Origin of the sequence: Verrucosispora sp. WMMD1129, from assembly GCF_029581255.1 — a bacterium.
In the GTDB taxonomy this organism is placed as follows: domain Bacteria; phylum Actinomycetota; class Actinomycetes; order Mycobacteriales; family Micromonosporaceae; genus Micromonospora; species Micromonospora sediminimaris.
The window spans coordinates 3,796,007-3,817,848 of sequence record NZ_CP120741.1 but is presented as its reverse complement, the minus strand read 5'-3'; the positions used below and the strand labels follow the sequence as shown (position 1 = coordinate 3,817,848).

The following is a 21,842-nucleotide window of genomic DNA, read 5'->3' as shown; positions in this document are numbered from 1 at the left end:
TCGCGCAGCTGTCAGAAGCCGCCGGCACCGCCGTCTACCCGGGGCTCGGAACCGACGACGTATCCCCCGTCGTCGCGTCGCCAGATCGCCTGCCCGTAGCCGAAGACGGTGGGATCGGGCGCGACGGTCACCTGGTGCCCCCGGTCCCGCAGGTCGGCCAGCCGCGCGGCACCGCCGGGCCCGGCGATCAACTGCTCCTCGACCAGCAGCGAACGACCCGCGTGCCAGTACCAGCGAGGGGCATCCAGCGCCGCCTGCGGGTCGAGGCCCGCGTCCACGGTCCCCGAGACGAGCTGTACGTGGCCCTGGGGCTGCATGTGCCCACCCATCACCCCGAACGGCCCCACCGGCGACCCCTGCCGGGTCAGGAAACCGGGGATGATCGTGTGGTACGGCCGCTTCGCCGGGCCGACCACGTTGGGATGGTTTACGTCGAGCCGGAAACCGAGACCACGATTCTGCAGCGCGAACCCGTACCCGGGCAGCACCACGTGCGAGCCGAAGGCCAGGTAGGTGGACTGGATCAGGCTGACCATCATGCCGCTCTCGTCGGCCGTGCAGAGGTACACCGTTCCACCGCGTTCCGGCGCGTCGGTCACCGGGTCGGCCGCCGCGTCGGAGACCGTCGCGCGGCGCCGCGCCAGATGTTCCGGCGTGAGCAGTCCGGATGGGACCGGAGCAAGGTCGGGATCGGCGACATGGGCATGCGCGTCGGCGAAGCCGAGCTTGACCGCCTCGATCTGCCGGTGCAGCCACCGCGACTCGTCGGCCGGGTCGAATCCGTCCAGGATGCCCAGGGCGAGCAGCGCGGCCAGTCCCTGCCCGTTCGGCGGCAGTTCCCAGACCTCGTGGTCCCGGTAACGCATCGACACCGGGTCGACCCAGACGCTGGCGTGGGTCTCCAGGTCCGCCGCGGTGAGCAGCCCACCGGTACGGGCGGCATGGTCGATCAGGGCCGCCGCGATCCGCCCCCGGTAGAACTCCTCCGCCCGGCTGTCGGCGATCAGTCGAAGCGTCCGGGCCGCGTCCGGATTGCGCCACCGCTCGCCCGCCCGGGGAGCCCGCCCACCCGCTGCGAACACCCGCCCGAACTCCGCGTACTCGGGACCGGTCAGGCCGGCGTGCCCGACGACCGCGCGGGACCAGGCCGCCGCTGTCGTGGTGGAGACGGGGTGTCCCTGCTCGGCGTAACCGATGGCGTCGGCGAAGAGGTCCGCGAAGGGCAGCGATCCGAACCGCTCGTGCAGGTCGCGCCAGCCCGCCGGCACGCCCGGTACGGTCACCGGCAACCAGCCCCGGGCCGGCATCGCCGGGCCGACCGCCTGTGCGCCGCCCAACGCGTCGGCGGGTTCGACGCCTCGACCGCCGGTCGCCGCGAGTACCAGGTCCCGGGTCAGCCCGGCGGGCGACCGGCCGGAGGCGTTCAAGCCGTGCAGCCGGCGGCCGTCCCAGACGATCGCGAAAAGGTCACCGCCGATGTCGTTCGAGGGAGGTTGCACGACGGCGAGCGTGCTGGCGGTGGCCAGCGCGGCGTCCACGGCGTTGCCACCGCGACGCAGCACCGCCAGGCCGGCGGCCACGGCCAGCGGGTGGCTGGTGGCCACGGCGCCACGCGGCGCGTACAGCGGTTGCCGGGGATGGGTCACCCTTCGACCACCGCATCGTCGGGCGCTGACTCCACCGCCTCGGACACCGGTGCCGGGTCGGCCGGCGAAGCCGGTGACGACTCCGACACCAGCCGATCGTCGCGGCGGAGCACCCGAAGCCCGCCCGGCAGGTAACTGGCTCGCTGGCCGCGCCACGCCGTGACCAACGCGTCGAGCGCGGCGACGTGGCGGTGCGACAGTGCGGCCGGCGGGGCGCCCAGCTCGTGGGCCCAGGCGCGCAGCACCCGACCGCGCACGGCGGGCGCCAGCTCCGCCAGGATCCGGATGGCCAGGCCACCGGCGGGGCGCCGGGCCCGGCTCAGCGCCTCGACAGCGAGCTCGTCGAGGACCGCGTTGTCGGCAGCCACCAGCGCGGCGGTACGGGCGAGGTTGTCCAGCACGCCCGGTCCGAGCGCCCGGATCAGCACGGGCAGCACGTCGGCCCGGACCCGGGAGCGGGCGTAGGCCGGGTCGCTGTTGTGCGGGTCGTCCCACGGCACCAGCCCGAGGGCCACGCAGGCGGCACGGGTCTCCGCCCGCCCGATCTCCAACAGCGGCCGTACGAGTGGGGTGCCGGCCAGGTCCCGGCGGGCCGGCATGCCGGCGAGTCCGCGCGGGCCGGCACCCCGGGCCAGCGCGAGCAGGACCGTCTCCGCCTGATCGTCCCGGGTGTGGCCGGTGAGCAGTGCTGAAGCGCGGTACCCACTGGCGACCTCGGCCAGCGCCTGGTAGCGGGCGTCCCGGGCCGCCGCCTCCGGGCCACCGGGCCGGCCGGCAACCTCGACCCGGACCACCTCCACCGGAGCCAGGCCGGCCTCGGTCGCCCAGCGCGCCACCGCCTCGGCCCGGTGCCGCGACCCGGCCTGCAACCCGTGATCCACGGTGACCAGCCCGGCGGCGCGGCCCGCCCGGGGTGCCACGAACGCGGTGGCCGCGGCCAGGGCCAGCGAGTCGGCGCCGCCCGAGCAGGCGACCAGCACCGGACCGTCCGTCGGCAGGTCGGCCAGGGCACGACGGACCGCGATCCGGATCGCGGCCACCGGTGGTGCGAGTGGGGCCATCGGTGCGGCGACGCGCTCAGCCGGCGGTCGGTACCGGGCCGACCGGACCGTGCACCCGCGCCACCCAGGCGTCCGGTTCGCTCAGCTCGGACAGTCGGGGCAGGGTGAGCGGCGACTCGAAGACCCGGTTGAAGCCGGCCATGCCGACCCGGTCCACCACGGCGTGCACGAACTTGCGGCCCTCGGCGTACTGCCGCATCTTGACGTCGATGCCGATCAGCCGCCGGATCGCCTTCTCCACCGGGTTGCCGGCCTCGCGCCGTCGGTTGAAGGCGGACCGGATCCGCTCCACACTCGGGATCACCTGCGGCCCGACGCCGTCCATCACGAACTCGGCGTGCCCCTCCAGCAGGGTCATCAGGGCGGTCAGTCGGTCCAGCACGGCCCGCTGACCGGGCGTCTGCACGATGTCCAGCACGCTGGACCGGCTCTGCGGGTCGCGGACGGCGTCAGCGAGGGTGCTCACCCCCCGACGCAGCCGCTCCAGCAGGTGCTCGCCACCCTGGGCGGCATCGACGAACGCCTGCACCTCACCGAGGAAGTAGGCCCGCATCCAGGGCACCGAGGTGAACTGCGTCCGGTGGGTCACCTCGTGCAGGCAGACCCAGAGCCGGAAGTCGCGTGGATCCGCGCCCAGTTTGCGCTCGACCTCGACGATGTTCGGCGCGACCAGCAGCAGTTGCCCCGGGTTGGCGGAGAAGACCTCGTACTGCCCGAGGACCCGGCCGGAAAGGTAGGCCAGCACGGTGCCGGCCTGCACCCCGGTCACCCGGGAACCGATCGCCTCGGTGAGCGCACCGGGCTGCTTGTCCTGAGCGAGCCGGCCGACCAGGGGGGTGATCACCTCGCGGAGGCCGGCGATGTTCGTCGCCGCCCAGTCCCGCCGATCGACCACGCGCACCGGCGGATGGGTCACCTGCGAGGTCAGCCCGGTGTAGTCGGCGACGTGCCCGGCTGCCTCTTCGGTCAACCGGCGCAGCTCGGAAACCACCTCGGTGGCCTCGGCGTACGTCACCCGGGGGCCCGACTTGCCCAGGGCCCCCGCCGTCGCGGTAGCCAGATCCCAGTCCACGAACTGCGCCATGCAACCCACCGTACCCGCGCCGCGACACCCACCCGGCTGGTCCGGCGGCCGTCGTTCTCAGCGGCAGCCGCAGCCGGCCAGGGCGGCGGCGATCCTGTCCAGCGCAGCGCGCGCCGGCTCCATCCCGTCCGGCGGGACGTCGTCGGTGAGCACCGCGAAGGTGAGCAGGCGCCCCTCGGCGGTGGTGACCACTCCCGCGATGGCGTGCACCCGGGTCAGGGTGCCGGTCTTGGCCCGGACCACACCGGCACCGGCGGCGGTGCCGGGTGTCGCGCCGTATCGATCGCGCAGCGTGCCGGACCAGCCCGCGACCGGCAGACCGCCGAAGATGCCGGCAAGCTCGGGCCGGTCCGGGCTGGCCGCGAGCGCCAGCAGCTCGGTCAGCAGGGCCGGGCTGATCAGGTTGTTCCGGGACAGTCCGCTGCCGTCCGCCAGGTCGAGCCCTGCCACCGGCAGGCCCATCTCGGAGACCACCTCGGCCATCGCCGACGCGGCACCGGCAAAGGAGGCCGGCCGGTCGCGGGCCAGGGCGACCTGGCGGGCCAGCGCCTCGGCGACGATGTTGTCGCTATCGCTGATCATGATGTCGACCAGCCGGAGCAGCGGCGGCGAGTGCACCGCGCCGAGTTCGGCACCGGGTCCACCGCCACCGACCGGTTCCGAAGCGGTCGTCCCGGTCGGCGCTGGCGGGGCGGTGCCCTTGCGTACGGTGCCGACCGGCACCCCGAGCAGTTTGGCGAAGGCACGGCCGGCGGCCAGGTCCGGTTCGGCAACGCGTTCGGCCCAGCCCGGGCCGGCCTTCGGATTCGTGCGTGCTCCGTCGAGCATAAGTGCGGTGATCGCCCCGCCGTAGCCGCCGGTGGGAATGTCGTCGTCCCAGCCGGGTTCGTACACGGGGCCGGAGTAGCGCGAGGAGTCGACGACGACCCTGGTGGGTGCGACCCCGCCCAGCGCCTTGCGGACCTGATCAGCGAGGTCGGTGAGGTTGGCCGCGCCCGGGTAGAAGCCCTTCGGGCCGGCTGCCAGCGTCGGATCCCCGCCACCGACCAGAATCACCTCGCCGGGTTGTGCACCAGCCACCGCCCGGGTCGGGATCCGGTGGCCGGGGCCCCGGGCGGTCAACACCGTCACGGCGGTGACCAGCTTGGTCACCGAGGCCGGCACGGTCCCCTCCCCACCACCGCGATCGAAGAGCATCTCCCCGGTCAGCGCGTCGGCCACCGCCACGTTGACCCGGCCGCCCAGCGCGGTGTCGTCGATAAGCGGTTCGAGGGTGGTCCGGAGCCCGTCCGTGCTGGGCGGCGGCGCGCCGCTGTCGGCAGCCACCAGCACCGGGACCGGCGCGGACTCCACCGTCCCGGTTGCCGCCGGTGTCGCGGGTGCGTCGCCCAGCCAGCGGCCCACCGGCCCGGGCCGGACCACGACCAGACCCACCGCGACAAGCACGAGCACCAGCACGGCAGCGAGCACCAGCGGCAGCCGCCGCCGCGGCGCCGGCCCGACCGGGGGCGGCACCGCACCGGCCGGCGGATCACCCGGCGTGCCGCCCGCCGGCGCTACCGGCGCCGGGCGCACCGGCACGGTTGCCGATCCGGTCGGCGGCTTGGCGGGGCTCGTGGGGACGGCGGCACCGGAACCGTTGGCCGGACTCGTCGGGGCGGCCGGGCTCGTCGGGACGGCAGCGCCAGGCGCGGCGGCCCGTCCGGACGCGGTCCCAAGGGGCGGTGTCGCCGGCGGTTGCGCGCCCGAGGGCGGATGCGCCTCGGGCCGGTTCACGGACGTCGGTGTGACGGGCGGCGTCGGAGGTTGTGGCCGGAGGACCTGCGCGTCCGGCACGGGCACCCGTCCGGCGGCCGGCTTGACCGGCGGTTGGTTCGCACCGCCCTCGGCGGCACCGCCGGGACGGTAGTGTGAATCTTCCCTCCCCACGACCCCCTCCTCCCCCACCGGGAACCGGCCTGGGTGACACTACTTCGGTCCGAAGACTATGCGGCGGCCGGAGTCGGCGGGTTGGCAATCGCCCGCCCGGCTCCGCCGCCGGTTCCGTCAAGCCAGCGTGGGCCAACGAGGGAGCGTGCAGATGGATTTCGACGTCACGGTTGAGATCCCCAAGGGTCACCGCAACAAGTACGAGGTGGACCACGTGACCGGGCGGATCCGGCTGGACCGCACCCTCTTCACCTCCACGCAGTACCCGGCCGACTACGGCTTCATCGAGGGCACCCTGGGTGAGGACGGTGATCCGCTGGACGCCCTGGTGCTGGTGCCCGAGCCGACCTTCCCCGGCTGCCTGATCCGGTGCCGCACGATCGGCATGTTCCGGATGACGGACGAGAAGGGTGGCGACGACAAGGTCCTCTGCGTCCCCTACGAGGACCCGCGCCAGGAACACCTGCGCGACATCCACCACCTCGGCGAGTTCGACCGGTTGGAGATCCAGCACTTCTTCGAGGTGTACAAGGATCTTGAGCCGGGCAAGTCGGTCGAGGGCGCGACCTGGGTGGGGCGCACCGAGGCCGAGGCCGAGATCCAGGCTTCGTACCGGCGCGCCAGGGAGGCCGAGGAGCGCGGCGAGTCCACCCACTGAGGTGTCCGACGGGTCCGGGGATCGCTCAGCCGAGCAGCCCCCGGGCCCGCTCGTAGAGGCCGAGCACCGCGCAGGCGACCGGCACCACCGAGACCACCAGCAGGGTGTCGGCCAGGTCAGCGAGCCGTCCGAGGTACGGGGAGACCGGCCGGCGGGCGTACGTCGTGCCGCCCGCCACCACCAGCAGCGCGCCCAGTAGCCCGCCGGTGACCAGGATCAGCCGGACCGCCGCGTCGGCGGCCCCGGCCAGCGCCCCGCCGAGGACCGCGTACCCGGCCAGGCCGGCGAGCACCGGCGCGATCCGGTGCCGGACCGTCCTGAAGAGCCGGGCCCGTAGCAGCAGCACCGTCGCGGACACCCCGACCAGCAGCCGACCGGCGGTGCCACCGGTGCTCACGAGGATCACGGCCGCGCCGACGGCCAGCACTGCCTGACCGATCAGCAGGCCGGTGAGCATTTCCTCGGTACGGGCCACGGCTGCGTGCACCCGGCCACGGTCCGGCAGGTCACGCGCCTGGTCCGGGTCATCCGAACCATCGGTGGGCAGGGTGATCGGCGGCAACGGCACCTTGCCCAGCCGAATGGCCAGCAGCGGGACAGCCCCGACGGCGAAGGTGAGCGCGCCGATCAGGACGGCGGCCGAGCCGGCCGGGCCGAGCAGCAGGCCGCCGAGAGCGGCTGCTCCAGCGCCCGCGCCCACCACCGTGCCGGCCACGAAGATCCGTAGCCGGGTGGCCACCCCGAACAGCCCCAGCACCGAGGCCAGCAGCAGCGTCACCGACCCGGCGAGCAACTCCGGTGCACCCACCCAGCGCAGCGCGCCGATCGGCCCGACCGGGTCGCCCGAGCCGACGGCGAGGGCGCCGGCCAGTGCCGCGTAGGGCAGCGCGTGTCCGCCCAGCACAGCGCCGGCCGACCCGTCGCCCTGCGCGCGGGACAGCACGGTGCCGGCCAGCACCAGCAGACCCGCCACCACGGTCGCGGCCGGCCAGCCGGCGGGGTCGCCGGGCCCACCGGCGGCCAGGGCGAGCAGGCCGACGGCGAGCGGAACACCGGCACCGACCAGGGCCACCGCCCGGGTGGCACCGGGCGACCAGGCCCCACCGCGTCGGCGGGCAGCGTCGGCGATGGCCTCCACCACGTCGTCGTACTCGAACTCCGGCCACTCGGTGCGAGCCGGTACCAGGTGCAGCACCTCGCCGTCGCGGACCCCCTGAGCGAGCAGCGCCTGCCCGCCGGTCAGCACGGTGCCGTCGGCTCGCCGGAGCAGCCAACCGCCGTGCTGCTCCCCCTCGTCGGCGAGCCCGTCGCCGGCGTGGCGCAGCACCTCGGGCAGCAACTCGGCGAGGGGTACCTGATCCGGTAGTGCCACGTCGACCCGCCGTCGGGGCGTGCTGACGGTGAGCCGGGCAAGCCCGACGGTCATCGACTCACCTCCATCCCGAGCCGGCCTGCTGCTGCGCGGACGACAGGACTTTACCTACCATGAGCCAGGCTCGGGTCACCGTGCGCAGTCGGGAGGTCGAGTGTCCACTGTCGTCATCCGGCGGCCGGCGCGACGCCCGGCGCCCGAGATACCCGTCGGTGACCTACCGGTGCAGGCGCCCCCGGAGATTCCGGCCGCCACCGACACCCGCTGGCACCAGTTGCTGATGCTGCTGCCGATGCTCGGCGGTACGGTCGCGATGGCGATGATGTTCGGCCGGGGCGGCGGAGCGTACGCGTACGTGGTCGGCGGCATGTTCGGCCTCTCCTCCCTGGCGATGCTGGCGACCTCCTGGGGCAGCGCCTCCGGCAACCCGAAGAAGTCCGAGATGATGGCCGCCCGCCGGGATTACCTACGGCACCTGGCCACCCTGCGCCGACAGGTTCGGCAGACCGCGGAACGACAACGCGCCGGCCTCTGCTACCGGTACCCCGATCCGTCGCTGCTCTGGTCGACGGTGCACAGCCACCGGGTCTGGGAGCGACGACCCACGGACCCGGACTTCGCGGTGATTCGGGTCGCCGTCGGGCCGCAGACCCTGGCCACACCGCTGGTGCCGCCGGTCACCCGCCCGCTGGAGGAACTGGAGCCGATGACGGCGGGCGCGCTGCGGCGCTTCCTGGACGCGTACTCGGTGGTGCCCGACCTGCCGGTAGCTCTCTCGCTGCGCAGCTTCGCCCGGGTCTTCGTCCGGGCCGCTCCGGCCGGGCCCACCGGGTCGCCGGCCGCGCAGGCGCTGACCCGGGCCATGCTCGTCCAGCTCGCCGTCTTCCACGCCCCGGACGAGCTGCTGGTCGCCATCTGTGCCGGGCCGGAACGGCGCGGCAGTTGGGAGTGGGTCAAGTGGTTGCCGCACGCCCAGCACCCCATCCGCACCGACGCGCTCGGTCCGGTACGGCTGGTGGCCAGTTCCGCGGTGGAGTTGGAACGACTGCTCGACGGGGTGTTGGCCAGCCGGTCGAGGTTCAGCCCGGTCGGACCGGCCACGGACGGGCCGCACCTGGTGGTCGTGTTCGACGGCGGCGACCGCACCGGCGCCACCGAGCTGGTCGGGGACGGCGGGATCGACGCGGTCACCCTGATCGACCTGGACGCCCCGCCGCCGCGCCTGCTCGACCGGTTCTCGCTGCTGCTGGAGCTGCGGGACGGCCGGCTGCACTCCCGCTCCTCGGACGGGCCGGCCGAGGTCGGCACCGCCGACGCGCTCGAGGTCGCCGAGGCCGAGGCGGTGGCCCGGCGGCTGGCACCACTGCGGCTGGCTGCCGCCCCGGGTGCCGACGCCGCACCAGGCGCCGAGCCGGGTCTACCCGAGCTGCTCGGCATCGGCGAGCCGGAGGGCTTCACCGTCGAGCAGGGGTGGGTTCCGAGGTCCCCGCGGGACCGGCTGCGGGTGCCGGTCGGCGTCGGCGTGGACGGCGGCGCGGTCGAATTGGACCTGAAGGAGTCGGCGCAGGGCGGCATGGGTCCGCACGGGCTGCTGATCGGAGCCACCGGCTCCGGCAAGTCCGAGCTGCTTCGTACGCTGGTGCTCGGGCTGGCCGCCACCCACTCCGCCGAGCAGCTCAACTTCGTGCTCGTCGACTTCAAGGGTGGGGCCACCTTCGCGCCCTTCGACCGGTTGCCGCACACCGCCGCTGTGATCACCAATCTGGCCGACGCGTTACCGCTTGTCGACCGGATGGTCGATGCGATCAACGGGGAGCTGGTCCGCCGGCAGGAGTTGCTGCGCCGCGCCGGCAACTTCGCCAGCCTGCGCGAATACGAGCGGGCCCGGGCGGCCGGCAACCCGCTGCCCCCGCTGCCGTCGCTGCTGCTGATCTGTGACGAGTTCTCCGAACTGCTGTCGGCCAAGCCCGACTTCATCGACCTGTTCGTCCAGATCGGCCGGCTGGGCCGCTCCCTCGGGGTGCACCTGCTGCTGGCGAGCCAGCGGTTGGAGGAGGGACGACTGCGCGGGCTGGACACCCACCTGTCGTACCGGATCGGTCTGCGGACCTTCTCCTCGCTGGAGTCCCGCACCGTGCTCGGGGTGCCCGACGCGCATGAGCTGCCCCCGTCGCCGGGGCACGGTTTCCTGCGCTTCGGCACCGAGCCGCTGCTGCGTTTCAAGACCGCGTACGTCTCCGGCCCGGTACGTCGGCGCGCCCTGGCGATCGACGCGACCGGACCCGAACGTCCCCGGCTGCTCGCCTTCTCCACCCACGTCACACCGGTACCGCAGCCGCCCGCCCCACCGGCTGTCGAAGACGAGGCGGACGCCACGGAGACCGTGCTGCGTCTGCTCGTCGACCGGCTGGCCGGGCAGGGCGCACCGGCCCACCGGGTGTGGCTGCCGCCGCTGGATGTCGCTCCGGCCCTGGACGAGCTGGTAGGTCCGCTCACGGTCGACCCGGTCCGGGGGCTGACCTTCGGCAATCCCGAGCTGCACGGCGCCCTCCAGGTGCCGGTGGCCGTCGTGGACCGGCCCTTCGAGCAGCGCCGCGACCTGCTGTGGTTGGCGTTGGACGGAGCCGCCGGCCATGTCGCGGTGGTCGGCGGTACGCAGAGCGGCAAGTCCACCGCGCTGCGTACGCTGATCTGTGCGCTGGCCCTCACCCACACGCCGGCCGAGGCTCAGGTCTACTGCCTCGACTTCGGTGGCGGTGGGTTGGCCTCGGTGCGTGACCTGCCGCATGTCGGTGGGGTCACCGGCCGGGCCGATCCCACCGGCGTGCGCCGCACCGTCGGCGAGATGTCCACCCTGCTCGCCGATCGGGAGCGCCGCTTCGCCGAACTGGGCGTGGAGTCGGTGGCCGCCTGGCGACAGCGGCGCGGCAGCGGCGACACCGGCACCGACCCGGGCGATACCGACGCGTACGGCGACGTGTTCCTAGTCGTGGACGGGTGGACGACCCTGCGGACCGAGTACGAAGATCTGGAACCGCTGATCACCGACCTGGCGACCCGGGGACTCTCCTACGGCGTGCACGTGGTCGCCACCGCGGTGCGTTGGCTGGATTTCCGACCGGCCATCCGGGACCTTTTCGGCTCCCGGCTGGAACTACGCCTCGGTGATCCGTCGGACTCGCTTGTCGCTCGACGGGCGGCGGCGCACGTGCCGGAGCAGACCCCGGGGCGTGGCATCACCTCGGAGAGCCTGCATTTCCTCACCGCGCTGCCGCAGCCGACCGGAACGGACACCGCCGGGCTGGTGAAGCGGGTCAACGACGCGTGGTCCGGCCCGGGCGCACCCCCGGTCCGGCTGCTTCCGGCCGTGCTGCCGTACGCCGACCTCGACCTCGACGCCACGACGGGGCTGCGGATTCCGGTAGGCGTCGCCGAGGCGGACCTACGTCCGGTGGTCCTCGACTTCGCCACCGAGCCACACCTCGTGGTCTACGGGGACGCCGAGAGCGGCAAGTCGTCGTTCCTGCGCGCCCTGGCCACCTCGATCGTCGCCCGGTTCACGCCGGAACAGGCACGGGTGATCCTGGTGGACTATCGGCGCAGCCTGCTCGGCGTCATCTCCACGGAACACCTGATCGGCTACGGCACCGCGGCGGCACACACCGCCGACCTGGTCGAGTCGGCCGCCGGTTACCTGGCGGGCCGCGCACCCGGCCCGCAGGTCAGCCCGACGCAGCTGCGGGAACGGTCGTGGTGGTCCGGGCCGGAGCTGTTCGTGCTGGTCGACGACTACGACCTGGTGTCCAGCGGGCCCGCGAACCCGCTGCGGGCGCTGGAGGAGCACCTGCCGCACGCCCGCGACGTCGGGCTGCACCTGGTGCTGGCGCGCCGCTCCGGCGGTGCCGCCCGCGCCCAGTACGAGCCGTTGGTGCAGCGGCTACGGGAACTGTCCACCGCGGGCCTGGTGATGTCGGGCAGCCCGGAGGAGGGTGTCCTGGTCGGTCCGGTGCGTCCTGGTCCGCTGCCACCCGGGCGCGGTCGGCTGTTCACCCGACGCGAGGGCGTACGCCTGGTCCAACTGGCTCACCTGCCGCCACAGTGACGTCGACTCCACGGAACGTCCCTGTAGGCGGGTCGAAACCGGTAATCTCCGATCGTCATGTGTCCCGCGACGAATGGCTGAGGATGTGACCAGGCTGCGGCACACCGGCCCGGCGAGGGCCGGCCGGTTCGCCAACCGCGTGCTGCTCGCAGCGGCCGCCACCGCGCTGTCGGCTGCCGTCGCCGTCATGCCGGCCGCCGCCGTGCCGGTCCAGGCTCCCGCGCTCGGCACGCCGGCTGCCCACAACCCCGATGCCGCGCGACGCGCCGACCAGGTCCGTGACGAGCAGTGGCAGCTCGACAAGTTGAACGCGCGGGCGGCGTGGCGCACCTCGACCGGGCGCGGCGTGGTCGTGGCCGTGATCGATTCCGGGGTGGACGGTTCCCATCCGGACCTGACCGGTCAGGTGCTGCCCGGGCTCGACCTGGTCGCGCCGAACGGGGCGACCCAAGCGGATCCGGTCGGGCACGGCACCACCGTGGCCGGCCTGATCGCGGGCCGCAACGACGACCGCCGGGGGGTGGTGGGGCTCGCGCCGGACGCCCGGATCCTGCCCGTGCGGGTCCTGGATGCGGAGAACCGCTACGACGACGCGCTGATCGTGGCCAAGGGGGTGCGGTGGGCTGTCGACAACGGCGCGAAGGTGATCAACCTGTCGCTCGGCGGTAACGGTGACAGCGCGGCGCTGGCCGCGGCGATCGACTACGCCTTCGCCCGGGACGTGGTGGTGGTCGCCTGCACCGGTAATCTCGCCACCTCGCCCGAGGCGAAGGTGTGGTATCCGGCCCGCGAACCTGGCGTCATCGCGGTCTCCGGCCTGGAGCGCAACAGCGACAACCTGTGGAGCGGGGCGATCACCGGTCGCACCACGGTGCTGACCGCCCCCGCCAGCGGACTGGTGGGCGCACGTCCGCCGGGTGGTTACTGGCGGGTGCAGGGCACCAGCTTCGCGGCACCCCTGGTCGCCGCCACCGCCGCCCTGGTGCGGTCGCGTTACCCGCAGATGTCCGCCGCTGACGTGGTGAACCGGCTGCTGGCCACCGCCAGGGACATCGGACCCACCGGGCGTGACGAGCGGTTCGGGTACGGGCTGGTCGACCCGGTCGCGGCGCTTACCGCACAGGTGCCGCCGACGGACAGGAACCCGTTGGACGACAACGACCCGCCCGGGGTGACCGGCTTCGGTCCTGCGCCCGGTGCCGCGACGACGGGCGATCCCGACGCCGAGCAGCTCGGGCTGACCGGGTCCGGGCAGGAGACCCAGTGGCGGGCGCGGGCCGCCGGTTCGCAGGACGACGCCGGCTCGGAGCGGCTCTGGATCGGCTCGGCCATCTTCGTCGCGCTGCTCACCGGTGCGGTGCTGATGCTGCGCCGGTTCCGGCAGTCGCACCGCTGACCGGCCCCGGTCGACGCAACATTCCACAGATTCTGCGCATCCGCCCGGGAAGGTCCCGTTCAGCGGGGTAAAACCATCGCCGTGGACACCTTCGAACGAGTCGACTCGGCGCCGCCCTCCGGTCCGGACGGTGTGGGACAACGGGACGACCGGTCAGGTGTGTGGCCGACCCACACCGTCTCCGGCGTGCTGCTGGTCGTGCCGTTCGCGCTGCTCGCCACGCTGGTGCTGGGTGACTGGCCGCCGCTGCGTCGACTCGACCTGGCGATCACCACTCAGCTGCACGGGTACGCCCTGGACCACCCGGTCTGGGTCCGGGCGATGAGCTTCTGGACCGACGCCTTCGCGCCGATGCCCCTGCGGGCCGTGGCGCTGGTCCTGGTGATCTGGCTGGCCCGCGACGGTGCGCGGCGACTCGCCGGCTGGGTCGCGAGCACCATGGTGCTCGGTGGTCTGCTCGGGCCGCTGCTCAAACTGCTCGTCGGCCGGCAGCGACCGGATCTGCCCGACCCGGTGGCGCAGGCGCCCGGTCTGGCCTTCCCGTCGGGCCACGCGCTGAACGCGATGCTCGCCGCCGGGGTGCTGCTTGTGGTGTTCCTGCCCCGGACCAGGCCCGGCTCCGTGACCCGCGCAGCCGTCTGGCTCGGTGCGCTGACGATCGTCCTGGTGACCGGGTTCAGCCGGGTGGCGCTCGGCGTGCACTGGAGCAGCGACGTGCTGGCCGGGTGGCTGCTCGGCGCGGCGGTGGTCGTCGCCACCGTCACCGCGTTCGCGGTCTGGTCGCGGCGCCGGTCGGGCTGACCCGTCGTCAGGTGCAGTCGCCGGTGTCGGTGCCCCGGGTGCGTTCGGCGCCGGCCAGCGCCACCGGTCGGGCCTCGGCGGCGGTGACCGCGAACCCGGTGTTCGGGTCGTCGGCCGCCGCCGCGAAGATCACCCCGAGCACCAGGCCGTTCGAGGAGACCAGTGGACCCCCCGAGTTGCCGCTGCGGACCAGGGCCCGGATCGTGTAGATCTCCCGGTTGACGTTCCCCGACGAGTAGATGTCCGGCCCGGTGATCCGGTCGACGTCGCGGATCCGCGCCGACTGGGCGTTGTACGGCCCGTCCAGCGGGAAACCGAGCACGATGGCGTCCGCGCCGGTGGAGGCGTTGCCGGCGGCGAAGCGCATCGACGGGCCGGGCAGCCCGGGCACGTAGAGCACGGCCAGGTCCCGGTCCGGGTCGTAGACGACCACCTCGCCCTCGTACCGGTCCCCGCCCAGTTCCACCGCGACCGAACGGGTGCCGGCGACCACGTGCGCGTTTGTCATCACCCGGTCGTCGGCGTACACGAAGCCGGACCCCTCGATCCGGCGCGAACAGCTCGGGGCCGACCCGAGCACCTTCACCACCGAGCGCTGACCGCTGCTCACCACCTCGGAGCCGGCGAGCGCCGGATCCGGCGGCTCGACCTGCCGAGCCTGGGTACGCCGCAGCCCGTCGAAGACGTCCGGGAAGCCGTTGGTGTCGACCGTGTCGCGCAGCGCGGTGGAGAGCTGCTGAGCCTGGTCGGGCAGCACCCGGTCCACCACGTTGAGCAGCGCGCTGCTCTTCACCGAGGCGGCGAGCCAGGGCAGCGAGGAGGAGCCGAGCGGCACGGCGACCAGCCAGGCGACAAGCAGCACCGCGAAGAGCGAGACGAATGCGCCGCCGATGTCGTCGGCCCGGCGTCCCACATCGCTGGCGATGGTGCGGCGCAGGTGTGATCCGAGCCAGCCGGCCAGTGCCTGACCCACCACGGCGAGACCGAAGATGGCGACCAGCGAGATCAGCACCCGGGTGCCGCTGTCTACGAACTGCTGGGCGAACATCGGGCCGACCTGAAGGCCGATCAGGGCACCCAGGAAGAACCCGGAGAACGAGAGCACGCCGATGACGAACCCCTGTCGGTATCCGCTGATCGCGAACACGAGCATGAGCAACAGCAGGACGAGATCCACGGCCGACACGGCTCAAGCGTACGGGGCCGGGGCTCGCGCGAAGACGATCGCTTGCGGAAGGTGACGGTCAGATCAGCGCAGGGCGCTCTCGTCGACCTCGTCGGTGCCGGCCGACGGGGCGGGTGAGGCACCGATCGGCGGAAGATCGATCACTCGGCTGCGCGGCCACGGGCGGCTCCAGCCACCCATGTCCAGCAGCGCGGCCAGCACCCCGGCCGTGAACCCCCAGACCAGCATCCCGCGTACGGAGAAGGCGGGGCCGACCCAGCCACTCGAATGGCGTACCCGGACCCGGTTGTCCGGGTCGACCAGCTCGGCGATCGGCAGGCGGGCCACGTGCGCCACCTCGGCCGGTTCCCGGGAGTCCACCGGATGCGGCGCGTGCCACCAGGCGAGCACCGGGGTCACCACGAAGTCGCTGACCGGGATCCACAACCTCGGCAGCTGGGCCAGCACCGTGACGCTCGACGGGTCGAGCCCGACCTCCTCGTTCGCCTCCCGCAGCGCCGTGGCGGCGGCGTCGGCGTCCTCCGGGTCGGCCGCGCCGCCGGGGAACGCCGGTTGACCGGCGTGGTTGCGCAGGGTCGCGGCCCGCTGAAGGACCAGCACGTCCGGGCCGGTGACGGTGTCCTCGCCGAGCAGCACCAGCACGGCGCTCTCCCGGCCACCCTGCTCCGGCGTACGGAGCTGGGTGAAGTCCTCCGTACGTGCGGTGTCGAGCCGACCCAGCAGCGGCCCCAGCCAGCCGGGCGGCTGGCGATCCGCTGGTTCGGGCACGCTCACGCCGGCACCGTGAGGCCGAGGTGCTGTCGGACAAGCTCGGCGAGGCGGGCGTCGTCCAGCGCGCCGGAGCTGTCGATGTGCCGTACCCGGCTCTGGTCGTCGAGGAAGACGGTGAGCGGGACGGCGTTGCGACGCAGTGCCCGCTGCACCGCCTCACCCTGGTCGACAAGCATCGGGAACCGCACGCCGAAGTCCTCGCCTATCGACTGGGCGCCGTCGCGGCTGTCCCGGCTGTTCACCCCGATGACCCGCAGCTGGCCCTCGGTACGTTCGTGCAGCCGCTGGAAGGCGGGGAGTTCCTTGCGGCAGGGCGGGCACCAGGAGGCCCAGATGTTGACCACTGCCGGTCCGCGGATGTCCCGCAGGGCGACCGGGGCCCCGCCGGTGAAGCAGGTGAGGGTCAACTCGGGCAGCGGATCGCCCGTCGCCTCCCCGTTGCCGGGGCCGACCGGACCGTCGGTGAGGTCGGCGCAGCCCTCGAAGGGGGACGGGCGGGCGGCGGCCGTGCCCTGCCGGGCCGGTGCCGGTGTCTCGGAGTCGGCGGTGCAGGCGGTGGCGAGCAACAGCAGCAGCGGCAGGGTCAGCAGCGCGAGTCGGCGGTTCACGGTGCCTCCGCCTGGACGGCCTGCGCCGGCACCAGCTCGGGATCGACACCGGCGGCGGCCGCGAGGGCACGGGCGCGGGGGCCCTTGAGCAGCTTCGCGGCGGCGGCTGGTTCGGTCGGTCCGGTGCCGTACGAGGGGCAGAGCTTCGCCAGGGTGCACGCACCGCAGGCGGGCTTGCGGGCGTGGCAGACCCGGCGGCCGTGGAAGATGATCCGGTGCGACAGCATGGTCCAGTCCCGCTTCGGGAACATCGCCCCGATCTCGTGCTCGATCTTGACCGGATCGGTCTCGGTGGTCAGCCCCCAGCGCCGCACCAGCCGCTGAAAGTGGGTGTCGACCGTGATGCCGGGCACGTCGAAGGCGTTGCCGAGGATGACGTTGGCGGTCTTGCGACCGATCCCGGGCAGGGTGACCAGGTCGGCGAGCCGGTTGGGAACCCGACCGTCGTACCGCTCGACCAGGGCTTGGCCCAGTTGGATCAAGGAGTTGGTCTTGTTGCGGTAGAAGCCGGTCGGTTTGATCATCTCTTCCACCTCGCCACGATCGGCCCCGGCGTAGTCGGCGGCGGTCGGGTAGCGGGCGAACAGTTTCGGAGTGACCTCGTTGACCTTCTTGTCCGTGCACTGGGCCGACAGGATGGTGGCGACGGCCAGTTCCAGCGGGCTGCCGTGGTCGAGCTCGCAGTGCGCGTCGGGGTGCGTCTCGGTCAGCACCCGGCCGATCCGCCGCGCGCGACGGGTGCGTCCCAGGTCGGTCTCGGTGGCGCTTCTGGTCACGACGGCCAGCCTACGTCGCCGGTCCGACCGGCTCGGACGCCAGTGCCGTCGGCGATCAGTCCGCGTCGGGCGGGCTGATCTTCCCGGAGTCGGTGAACCGGGCTCCGGTCTCGGCGAAGTCGAGCTCGGTGAGGTCCCGCAGCAGCCCGAGACCACGGTCGTCGGGGTCGATCGTCGGCTTGCGTGCCCCGTCCATGTAGGTGGAGGTGAACGAGCCGCCGGCCCAGGTGCCGTCCGCTTCGAGTGACACCTTCAGCACGCCACCCCAGCCGAGCCGACCGTTGTTGCTGAGCGAGTTGCCGCCACCGGCGAAGTTGCCCAGGCTGTACGCGATGAGCCTGCCCTTGTAGAACTCCATCCCGCGCAGCACGTGCGGGCCGTGCCCGACGATCAGGTCGGCACCGGCGTCGATCATGGCGCGGGAGAACTTGATCGGGTCGCCCCGGTTCTCGCCGAGGAACATCTCGGTGCCGGGCCGCACCCGCGTCATTTCCGACCCTTCGGCCCCCATGTGTACCTGCACCACGACGATGTCGGCCTGACCGGCGGCCTTCTTGATCACCTTTTTCGCGGCCGGGATGTCAGTGAGGCTGTTCGACCACTGGTACGACGAGAAACCGGCGACAGCGACCTTGACGCCCTTCACCTCGACGACAGTGATCTGGTCAGGCGCGCCGGTGTGCTCCAGCCCGTGTTCCTCCAACGCCTTCTGGGTGTTCTCGTAACCCTTCGGCCCGAAGTCGTACCCGTGGTTGTTGGCCTGGTTGAGCAGGTCGAAACCGGCGTCGGCGAGATGGGCGGCGTACTCCGGCGGCGCCCGGAACTGGAAGCAGCGGGTGGAGTTGGCACCGCACTTGCCGGCCCCGGTGTCCACCGTCAACGGCTCTTCCAGGTTTCCCATCACCAGGTCGGCGGCGAGCGCCTTCTTCACCGAGTTGAAGAAACCCTTGCCGTTGTTCGGGGGGAGCCGGTCGGGTGCCATGGCCATCACGATGTCGCCGGTGGCGGAGAGCGAGATCTTCTTGACCTCGGGGGCGGCCGATTCGACAGGCGCGCCCTCGCCACCGCCCGTGCCGGGTTGCCAGAGCGGCCCCTCGTCGGTGCTGACACAGCCGGCGAGGAGGAGGGCGGCGAGCAGCGCCCCCACTGCGGCCAGGGTGCGGCGGCGGGGTCGGGGCACGAAGGGTGCGGCAGCGTACATCGTGCGCGACCCTACCGGGCGGATAACGCGGAATCGACCGCCGATCGGGTGAGGAGATTCAGCCCTGGAGCCGATCCGACCATGGCACGACGGTGTGGCGGCCCACCGACAGCACGGCGGCGTGCACCGCCCGGGCCAGTGGCGCACCCCAGGTGGAGCGGGGTCCGCCGTAGGCGTTGATCGGCCCGTCCGGCGGGCAGAGCACGGCGACCGCGTCCGTCGGCGTGCCGGTGCCGGGCAGCCCCAACTCCGCGATCGCCTGTGCCTTCGCCTCGGTGGCCGTGGCGACCGCGTTGACAAGTGCCGCGTCACCGAGCCGCGCCGGAACGTACGCCACGATGTTCACCGTGCCGACCGGTTGCGCCGGTGCCGCCACCGTCGGTGCCGCCGCCGGCACCGGAGTGCCCAGACCGACGGTGGCCCAGACCAGCACGCCGGTGTCGGTCCACCGCACCACCTCGGCCACGTCGACTCCGGTCAGCAGGCCCACGCCGGGCCCGTCCAGGTCGAACTCGCGGGCCAGCCCGGCCAGGTGGTCGGCGGGGTCGTTCCGGTCGTACGACATGGGCACCGTCGCGTTCAGCACCCACCGGCGTACGCCGATCCCACCGCCGAGCGGGGCGGAGCTGACCGCTCGCAGCGCCCCCTCGGCACGCCAGATGAGCACCGGAATGTCACGTTCGTCCTCGCGCCGGGTGGTCAGTAGGGGCTCGGGCAGCACCCGGTGACCCTACGTCCGGGTGTCCACCCCGCCGACCCGGGCCTGACCAGGCGCGGGATCCTAGAGGGTGATCACGACGGGCACGTTACGCCCAACGATCAAGATTCCAGGGGTGCACCTCTGATTCCTGCTCACGTGCGCCTAGACTGGTCGGCGCGCGAGGGATCAGCGGACGGCGGACCCAGGCCGAGCAGACGGCACGCGCAACCGGAGGTGCGCGATGGACGAGGTACTGGCCCGCAGCGGGATCTTCCAGGGTGTCGACCCGGAGGCGGCCGAGGCGCTCGCCAAGGAGATGGAGACGATCGAGGTCCGCAAGGGCGAGGTCGTCTTCAACGAGGGCGAGCCCGGCGACAGTCTCTACATCCTGCTGTCCGGCAAGATCAAGGTTGGCCGCCGGGCAGCGGACGGCCGGCAGAACCTGATCGCCGTGATGGGTCCGTCGGACATGGTCGGTGAGCTGTCGCTCTTCGACCCGGGCCCGCGTACGGCGACCGCGACCGCGGTCACCGACAGCCGACTGGCCCGACTGCGTAAGCAGGCGCTGCGGCCGTGGCTGAACAACCGGCCGGAGATCGCCGAGCAGTTGCTGCGGGTGCTGGCCCGCCGACTGCGCCGGACCAACGACGCTCTCGCGGATCTGATCTTCACCGACGTGCCCGGCCGGGTGGCCAAGAACCTGCTCCAGATGGCGGGGCGCTTCGGCACCCGCGACGGCGGCGTGCTGCGGGTGACGCACGACCTGACCCAGGAGGAGATCGCCCAGCTCGTCGGCGCCTCCCGGGAGACGGTCAACAAGGCCCTGGCGGATTTCGCCTCGCGCGGCTGGCTCCGGCTGGACGGCAAGAGCATCATCATCCTCGACCCGGAGCGCCTGGCCCGCCGCGCCCGCGTCTGATCCCCCGAAACCCACGTAGCTGGGTGTGCAACTTCATGGCTGTTGTTGCCTGCCGCGCGCCGGATGCAGCAACAGCCCTGAAGTTGCGCTGTCGACTGGCCTAAAAAAGTCAAGCTTGACTGTTTGTTTTTCGGGGGGCAGGCTTTCCCGCATGTCCGCTGCATCGACGCGCGTCCCTCAGCAGGAGCGCAGCCGCGCCACCCGGGCCCGGCTGCTGGAGGCGACCGTCGACTGCCTGGTGGAGCATGGCTGGTCCGGCACCACCACCACGGTCGTGGCGTCCCGGGCCGGCGTCTCCCGGGGTGCCCAGCTGCACCACTACCCGACCCGCACCGCCCTGGTCACCGCCGCCGTCGGGCACCTCACCGAACGGCGGGCGGCCGAGTTGCGGGCCGAAGCCGACGCCCTGCCGACCGGCGCCGACCGGCTGGACCGGGTGGTGGACCTGCTCGCTGCCGCTTTCACCGGGCCCCTCTTCGTCGCCGCCCTCGAACTCTGGGTGGCCGCCCGCACCGACGCCGAGCTGCGGGCCGCGCTGCTGCCCCTCGAAGCCCGGATCGGCCGGGAGATGCACCGACTGACGGTCGAGCTGCTCGGGGTGGACGAGCGGCGTCCCGGCGTCCGCGAGGCGGTGCAGGCCACCCTGGACCTGCTGCGTGGGCTCGGCGTAGCCAACCTGCTCAGCGACGACTCGGCCCGCCGGGCCGCGCTGCTGCACGCCTGGAAGACCCAGTTGACGGCGCTGCTCACCAGCGCGGAGACGGCACCCTGACCGGCCCAACCCGCCCGGAGGCACCCATGGTCGACCTGACCGCCCTGCTCACGGATCTGGCCACCGAGTCCGAGCAGCTCGACGCGCTCGTCGCGGCGCTGCCGCAGCAGGAGTGGGAGCGGCCCACCCCCGCGGCCGGCTGGACCGTCGCTCACCAGATCGCCCATCTGGCCTGGACGGATCAGGTGGCCCGACTCGCCGCGACCGACGCCGACGCGTTCTACGCCTCGGTCACCGCCGCACCGGATCCGGCCCGACTGGTCGACGACGGCGCGATCGCCTTCCTCGCCCCGCCCGAGGCGCTGCTGGCCCGCTGGCGGGAGGGCCGTTCGGCGCTCGCGGCGGCCCTCGCCGCCGCCCCCGCCGGGGAGAAGCTGCCCTGGTACGGAACCCGCATGTCGCCGGCCTCGATGGTGACGGCCCGGATCATGGAGACGTGGGCGCACGGCGAGGACGTGGCCGAGGCGCTCGGCGTCACCCGGTCCGCCACCGACCGGCTACGGCACGTCGCGTACCTCGGCTTCCGTACCGTCGGGCACAGCTTCGCCGCCCACGGCCGCGCGGTGCCCACGGCACCGGTCCGGGTGGAGCTGGCGGCGCCCGGCGGCGATACCTGGGCCTTCGGTCCGGCGGACGCGGCGGACCGGGTGACCGGTCCGGCGCTCGACTTCTGCCTGCTGGTGACCCGACGCCAGCACCGCACCGACACCGCGCTGGTCGCTACCGGGCCGGTCGCCGACGGGTGGTTGGACGTGGCCCAGGCCTTCGCCGGCCCGCCCGGCACCGGCCGCCCGCCACGAACGGCGGCCTCGGGAGCCAAGCCATGAGCGCACGGTGGCACCGAGCAGCCGCGACCCCAG

Annotated in this window: 17 protein-coding genes and 1 pseudogene; 7 read left to right on the top strand and 11 right to left on the bottom strand. The window is 73.1% G+C overall.

The window, feature by feature from the left end:
* Window positions 1-11: 11 nt before the first annotated feature.
* The 4 genes and pseudogenes from O7624_RS17710 to dacB all read right to left on the bottom strand — a co-directional run bounded on the left by O7624_RS17710 (window position 12) and on the right by dacB (window position 5,306).
* Entirely contained in the window at window positions 12-1,646 is a 1,635-nt protein-coding gene (locus tag O7624_RS17710) for a gamma-glutamyltransferase family protein (RefSeq protein WP_282236589.1), read from the bottom strand.
* Window positions 1,647-1,729: 83 nt separating this feature from the next.
* Window positions 1,730-2,707: pseudogene (gene tilS / locus O7624_RS17705) on the bottom strand (tRNA lysidine(34) synthetase TilS); the annotation flags it as partial.
* 16 nt (window positions 2,708-2,723) lie between these two features.
* Entirely contained in the window at window positions 2,724-3,791 is a 1,068-nt protein-coding gene (locus tag O7624_RS17700; RefSeq protein ID WP_282236588.1) for a zinc-dependent metalloprotease, read from the bottom strand.
* A gap of 57 nt (window positions 3,792-3,848) precedes the next feature.
* The gene (gene dacB / locus O7624_RS17695; protein ID WP_282240665.1) at window positions 3,849-5,306 is read right to left on the bottom strand and encodes a D-alanyl-D-alanine carboxypeptidase/D-alanyl-D-alanine-endopeptidase; all 1,458 of its coding nucleotides are present in this window, start codon (window positions 5,304-5,306) and stop codon (window positions 3,849-3,851) included.
* Between the two features lie 565 nt (window positions 5,307-5,871).
* Here dacB and O7624_RS17690 point away from each other — a divergent pair.
* A complete protein-coding gene (locus tag O7624_RS17690; protein WP_093409905.1) occupies window positions 5,872-6,378 on the top strand; it encodes an inorganic diphosphatase in 507 nt (168 codons plus the stop codon).
* 25 nt (window positions 6,379-6,403) lie between these two features.
* On the opposite strand, the gene eccD is transcribed toward O7624_RS17690, so the two are convergent.
* Window positions 6,404-7,804 carry a type VII secretion integral membrane protein EccD gene (gene eccD / locus O7624_RS17685; protein ID WP_282236587.1) on the bottom strand — a complete coding sequence of 467 codons (1,401 nt, stop codon included), beginning with the start codon at window positions 7,802-7,804 and terminating at the stop codon, window positions 6,404-6,406.
* A gap of 100 nt (window positions 7,805-7,904) precedes the next feature.
* Here eccD and eccCa point away from each other — a divergent pair, with 100 nt between their 5' ends.
* The 3 genes from eccCa (at window position 7,905) to O7624_RS17670 (ending at window position 14,049) form a co-directional block, all read left to right on the top strand.
* Window positions 7,905-11,852: a type VII secretion protein EccCa gene (gene eccCa, locus O7624_RS17680; RefSeq protein WP_282236586.1), complete on the top strand. Its 3,948-nt coding sequence runs from the start codon at window positions 7,905-7,907 to the stop codon at window positions 11,850-11,852.
* 73 nt (window positions 11,853-11,925) lie between these two features.
* A complete protein-coding gene (gene mycP / locus O7624_RS17675) occupies window positions 11,926-13,248 on the top strand; it encodes a type VII secretion-associated serine protease mycosin (protein WP_282236585.1) in 1,323 nt (440 codons plus the stop codon).
* 132 nt (window positions 13,249-13,380) lie between these two features.
* The gene (locus tag O7624_RS17670; protein WP_232511433.1) at window positions 13,381-14,049 is read left to right on the top strand and encodes a phosphatase PAP2 family protein; all 669 of its coding nucleotides are present in this window, start codon (window positions 13,381-13,383) and stop codon (window positions 14,047-14,049) included.
* A 7-nt stretch (window positions 14,050-14,056) separates the two neighbouring features.
* On the opposite strand, the gene O7624_RS17665 is transcribed toward O7624_RS17670, so the two are convergent.
* From O7624_RS17665 to O7624_RS17640, 6 genes are all read right to left on the bottom strand, one after another.
* Window positions 14,057-15,235, bottom strand: coding sequence for a MarP family serine protease (locus tag O7624_RS17665; RefSeq protein ID WP_282236584.1), 1,179 nt, complete (start codon window positions 15,233-15,235; stop codon window positions 14,057-14,059).
* 63 nt (window positions 15,236-15,298) lie between these two features.
* Window positions 15,299-16,003, bottom strand: a complete 705-nt coding sequence (locus O7624_RS17660) for a CoA pyrophosphatase (RefSeq protein ID WP_282240664.1) — start codon at window positions 16,001-16,003, stop codon at window positions 15,299-15,301.
* Window positions 16,004-16,005: 2 nt separating this feature from the next.
* Complete coding sequence (locus O7624_RS17655) at window positions 16,006-16,614, bottom strand: TlpA disulfide reductase family protein (protein ID WP_282236583.1); 609 nt, start codon at window positions 16,612-16,614, stop codon at window positions 16,006-16,008.
* Window positions 16,611-17,390 (bottom strand): endonuclease III, encoded by a 780-nt coding sequence (gene nth / locus O7624_RS17650; protein WP_282236582.1) that lies wholly within the window; start codon window positions 17,388-17,390, stop codon window positions 16,611-16,613. The genes O7624_RS17655 and nth overlap by 4 nt, the downstream gene beginning before the upstream one ends.
* Before the next feature lie 55 nt (window positions 17,391-17,445).
* Window positions 17,446-18,591, bottom strand: a complete 1,146-nt coding sequence (locus O7624_RS17645; protein WP_282236581.1) for a CapA family protein — start codon at window positions 18,589-18,591, stop codon at window positions 17,446-17,448.
* Window positions 18,592-18,649: 58 nt separating this feature from the next.
* The gene (locus O7624_RS17640) at window positions 18,650-19,312 is read right to left on the bottom strand and encodes an adenosylcobinamide amidohydrolase (RefSeq protein ID WP_282236580.1); all 663 of its coding nucleotides are present in this window, start codon (window positions 19,310-19,312) and stop codon (window positions 18,650-18,652) included.
* Between the two features lie 220 nt (window positions 19,313-19,532).
* Here O7624_RS17640 and O7624_RS17635 point away from each other — a divergent pair, with 220 nt between their 5' ends.
* The 3 genes from O7624_RS17635 to O7624_RS17625 all read left to right on the top strand — a co-directional run bounded on the left by O7624_RS17635 (window position 19,533) and on the right by O7624_RS17625 (window position 21,809).
* The gene (locus O7624_RS17635) at window positions 19,533-20,210 is read left to right on the top strand and encodes a Crp/Fnr family transcriptional regulator (protein WP_013736306.1); all 678 of its coding nucleotides are present in this window, start codon (window positions 19,533-19,535) and stop codon (window positions 20,208-20,210) included.
* Between the two features lie 151 nt (window positions 20,211-20,361).
* Entirely contained in the window at window positions 20,362-20,982 is a 621-nt protein-coding gene (locus O7624_RS17630) for a TetR/AcrR family transcriptional regulator (RefSeq protein ID WP_282236579.1), read from the top strand.
* A gap of 26 nt (window positions 20,983-21,008) precedes the next feature.
* Window positions 21,009-21,809, top strand: a complete 801-nt coding sequence (locus O7624_RS17625; protein WP_282236578.1) for a TIGR03084 family metal-binding protein — start codon at window positions 21,009-21,011, stop codon at window positions 21,807-21,809.
* The last annotated feature ends 33 nt before the right edge of the window (window positions 21,810-21,842 follow it).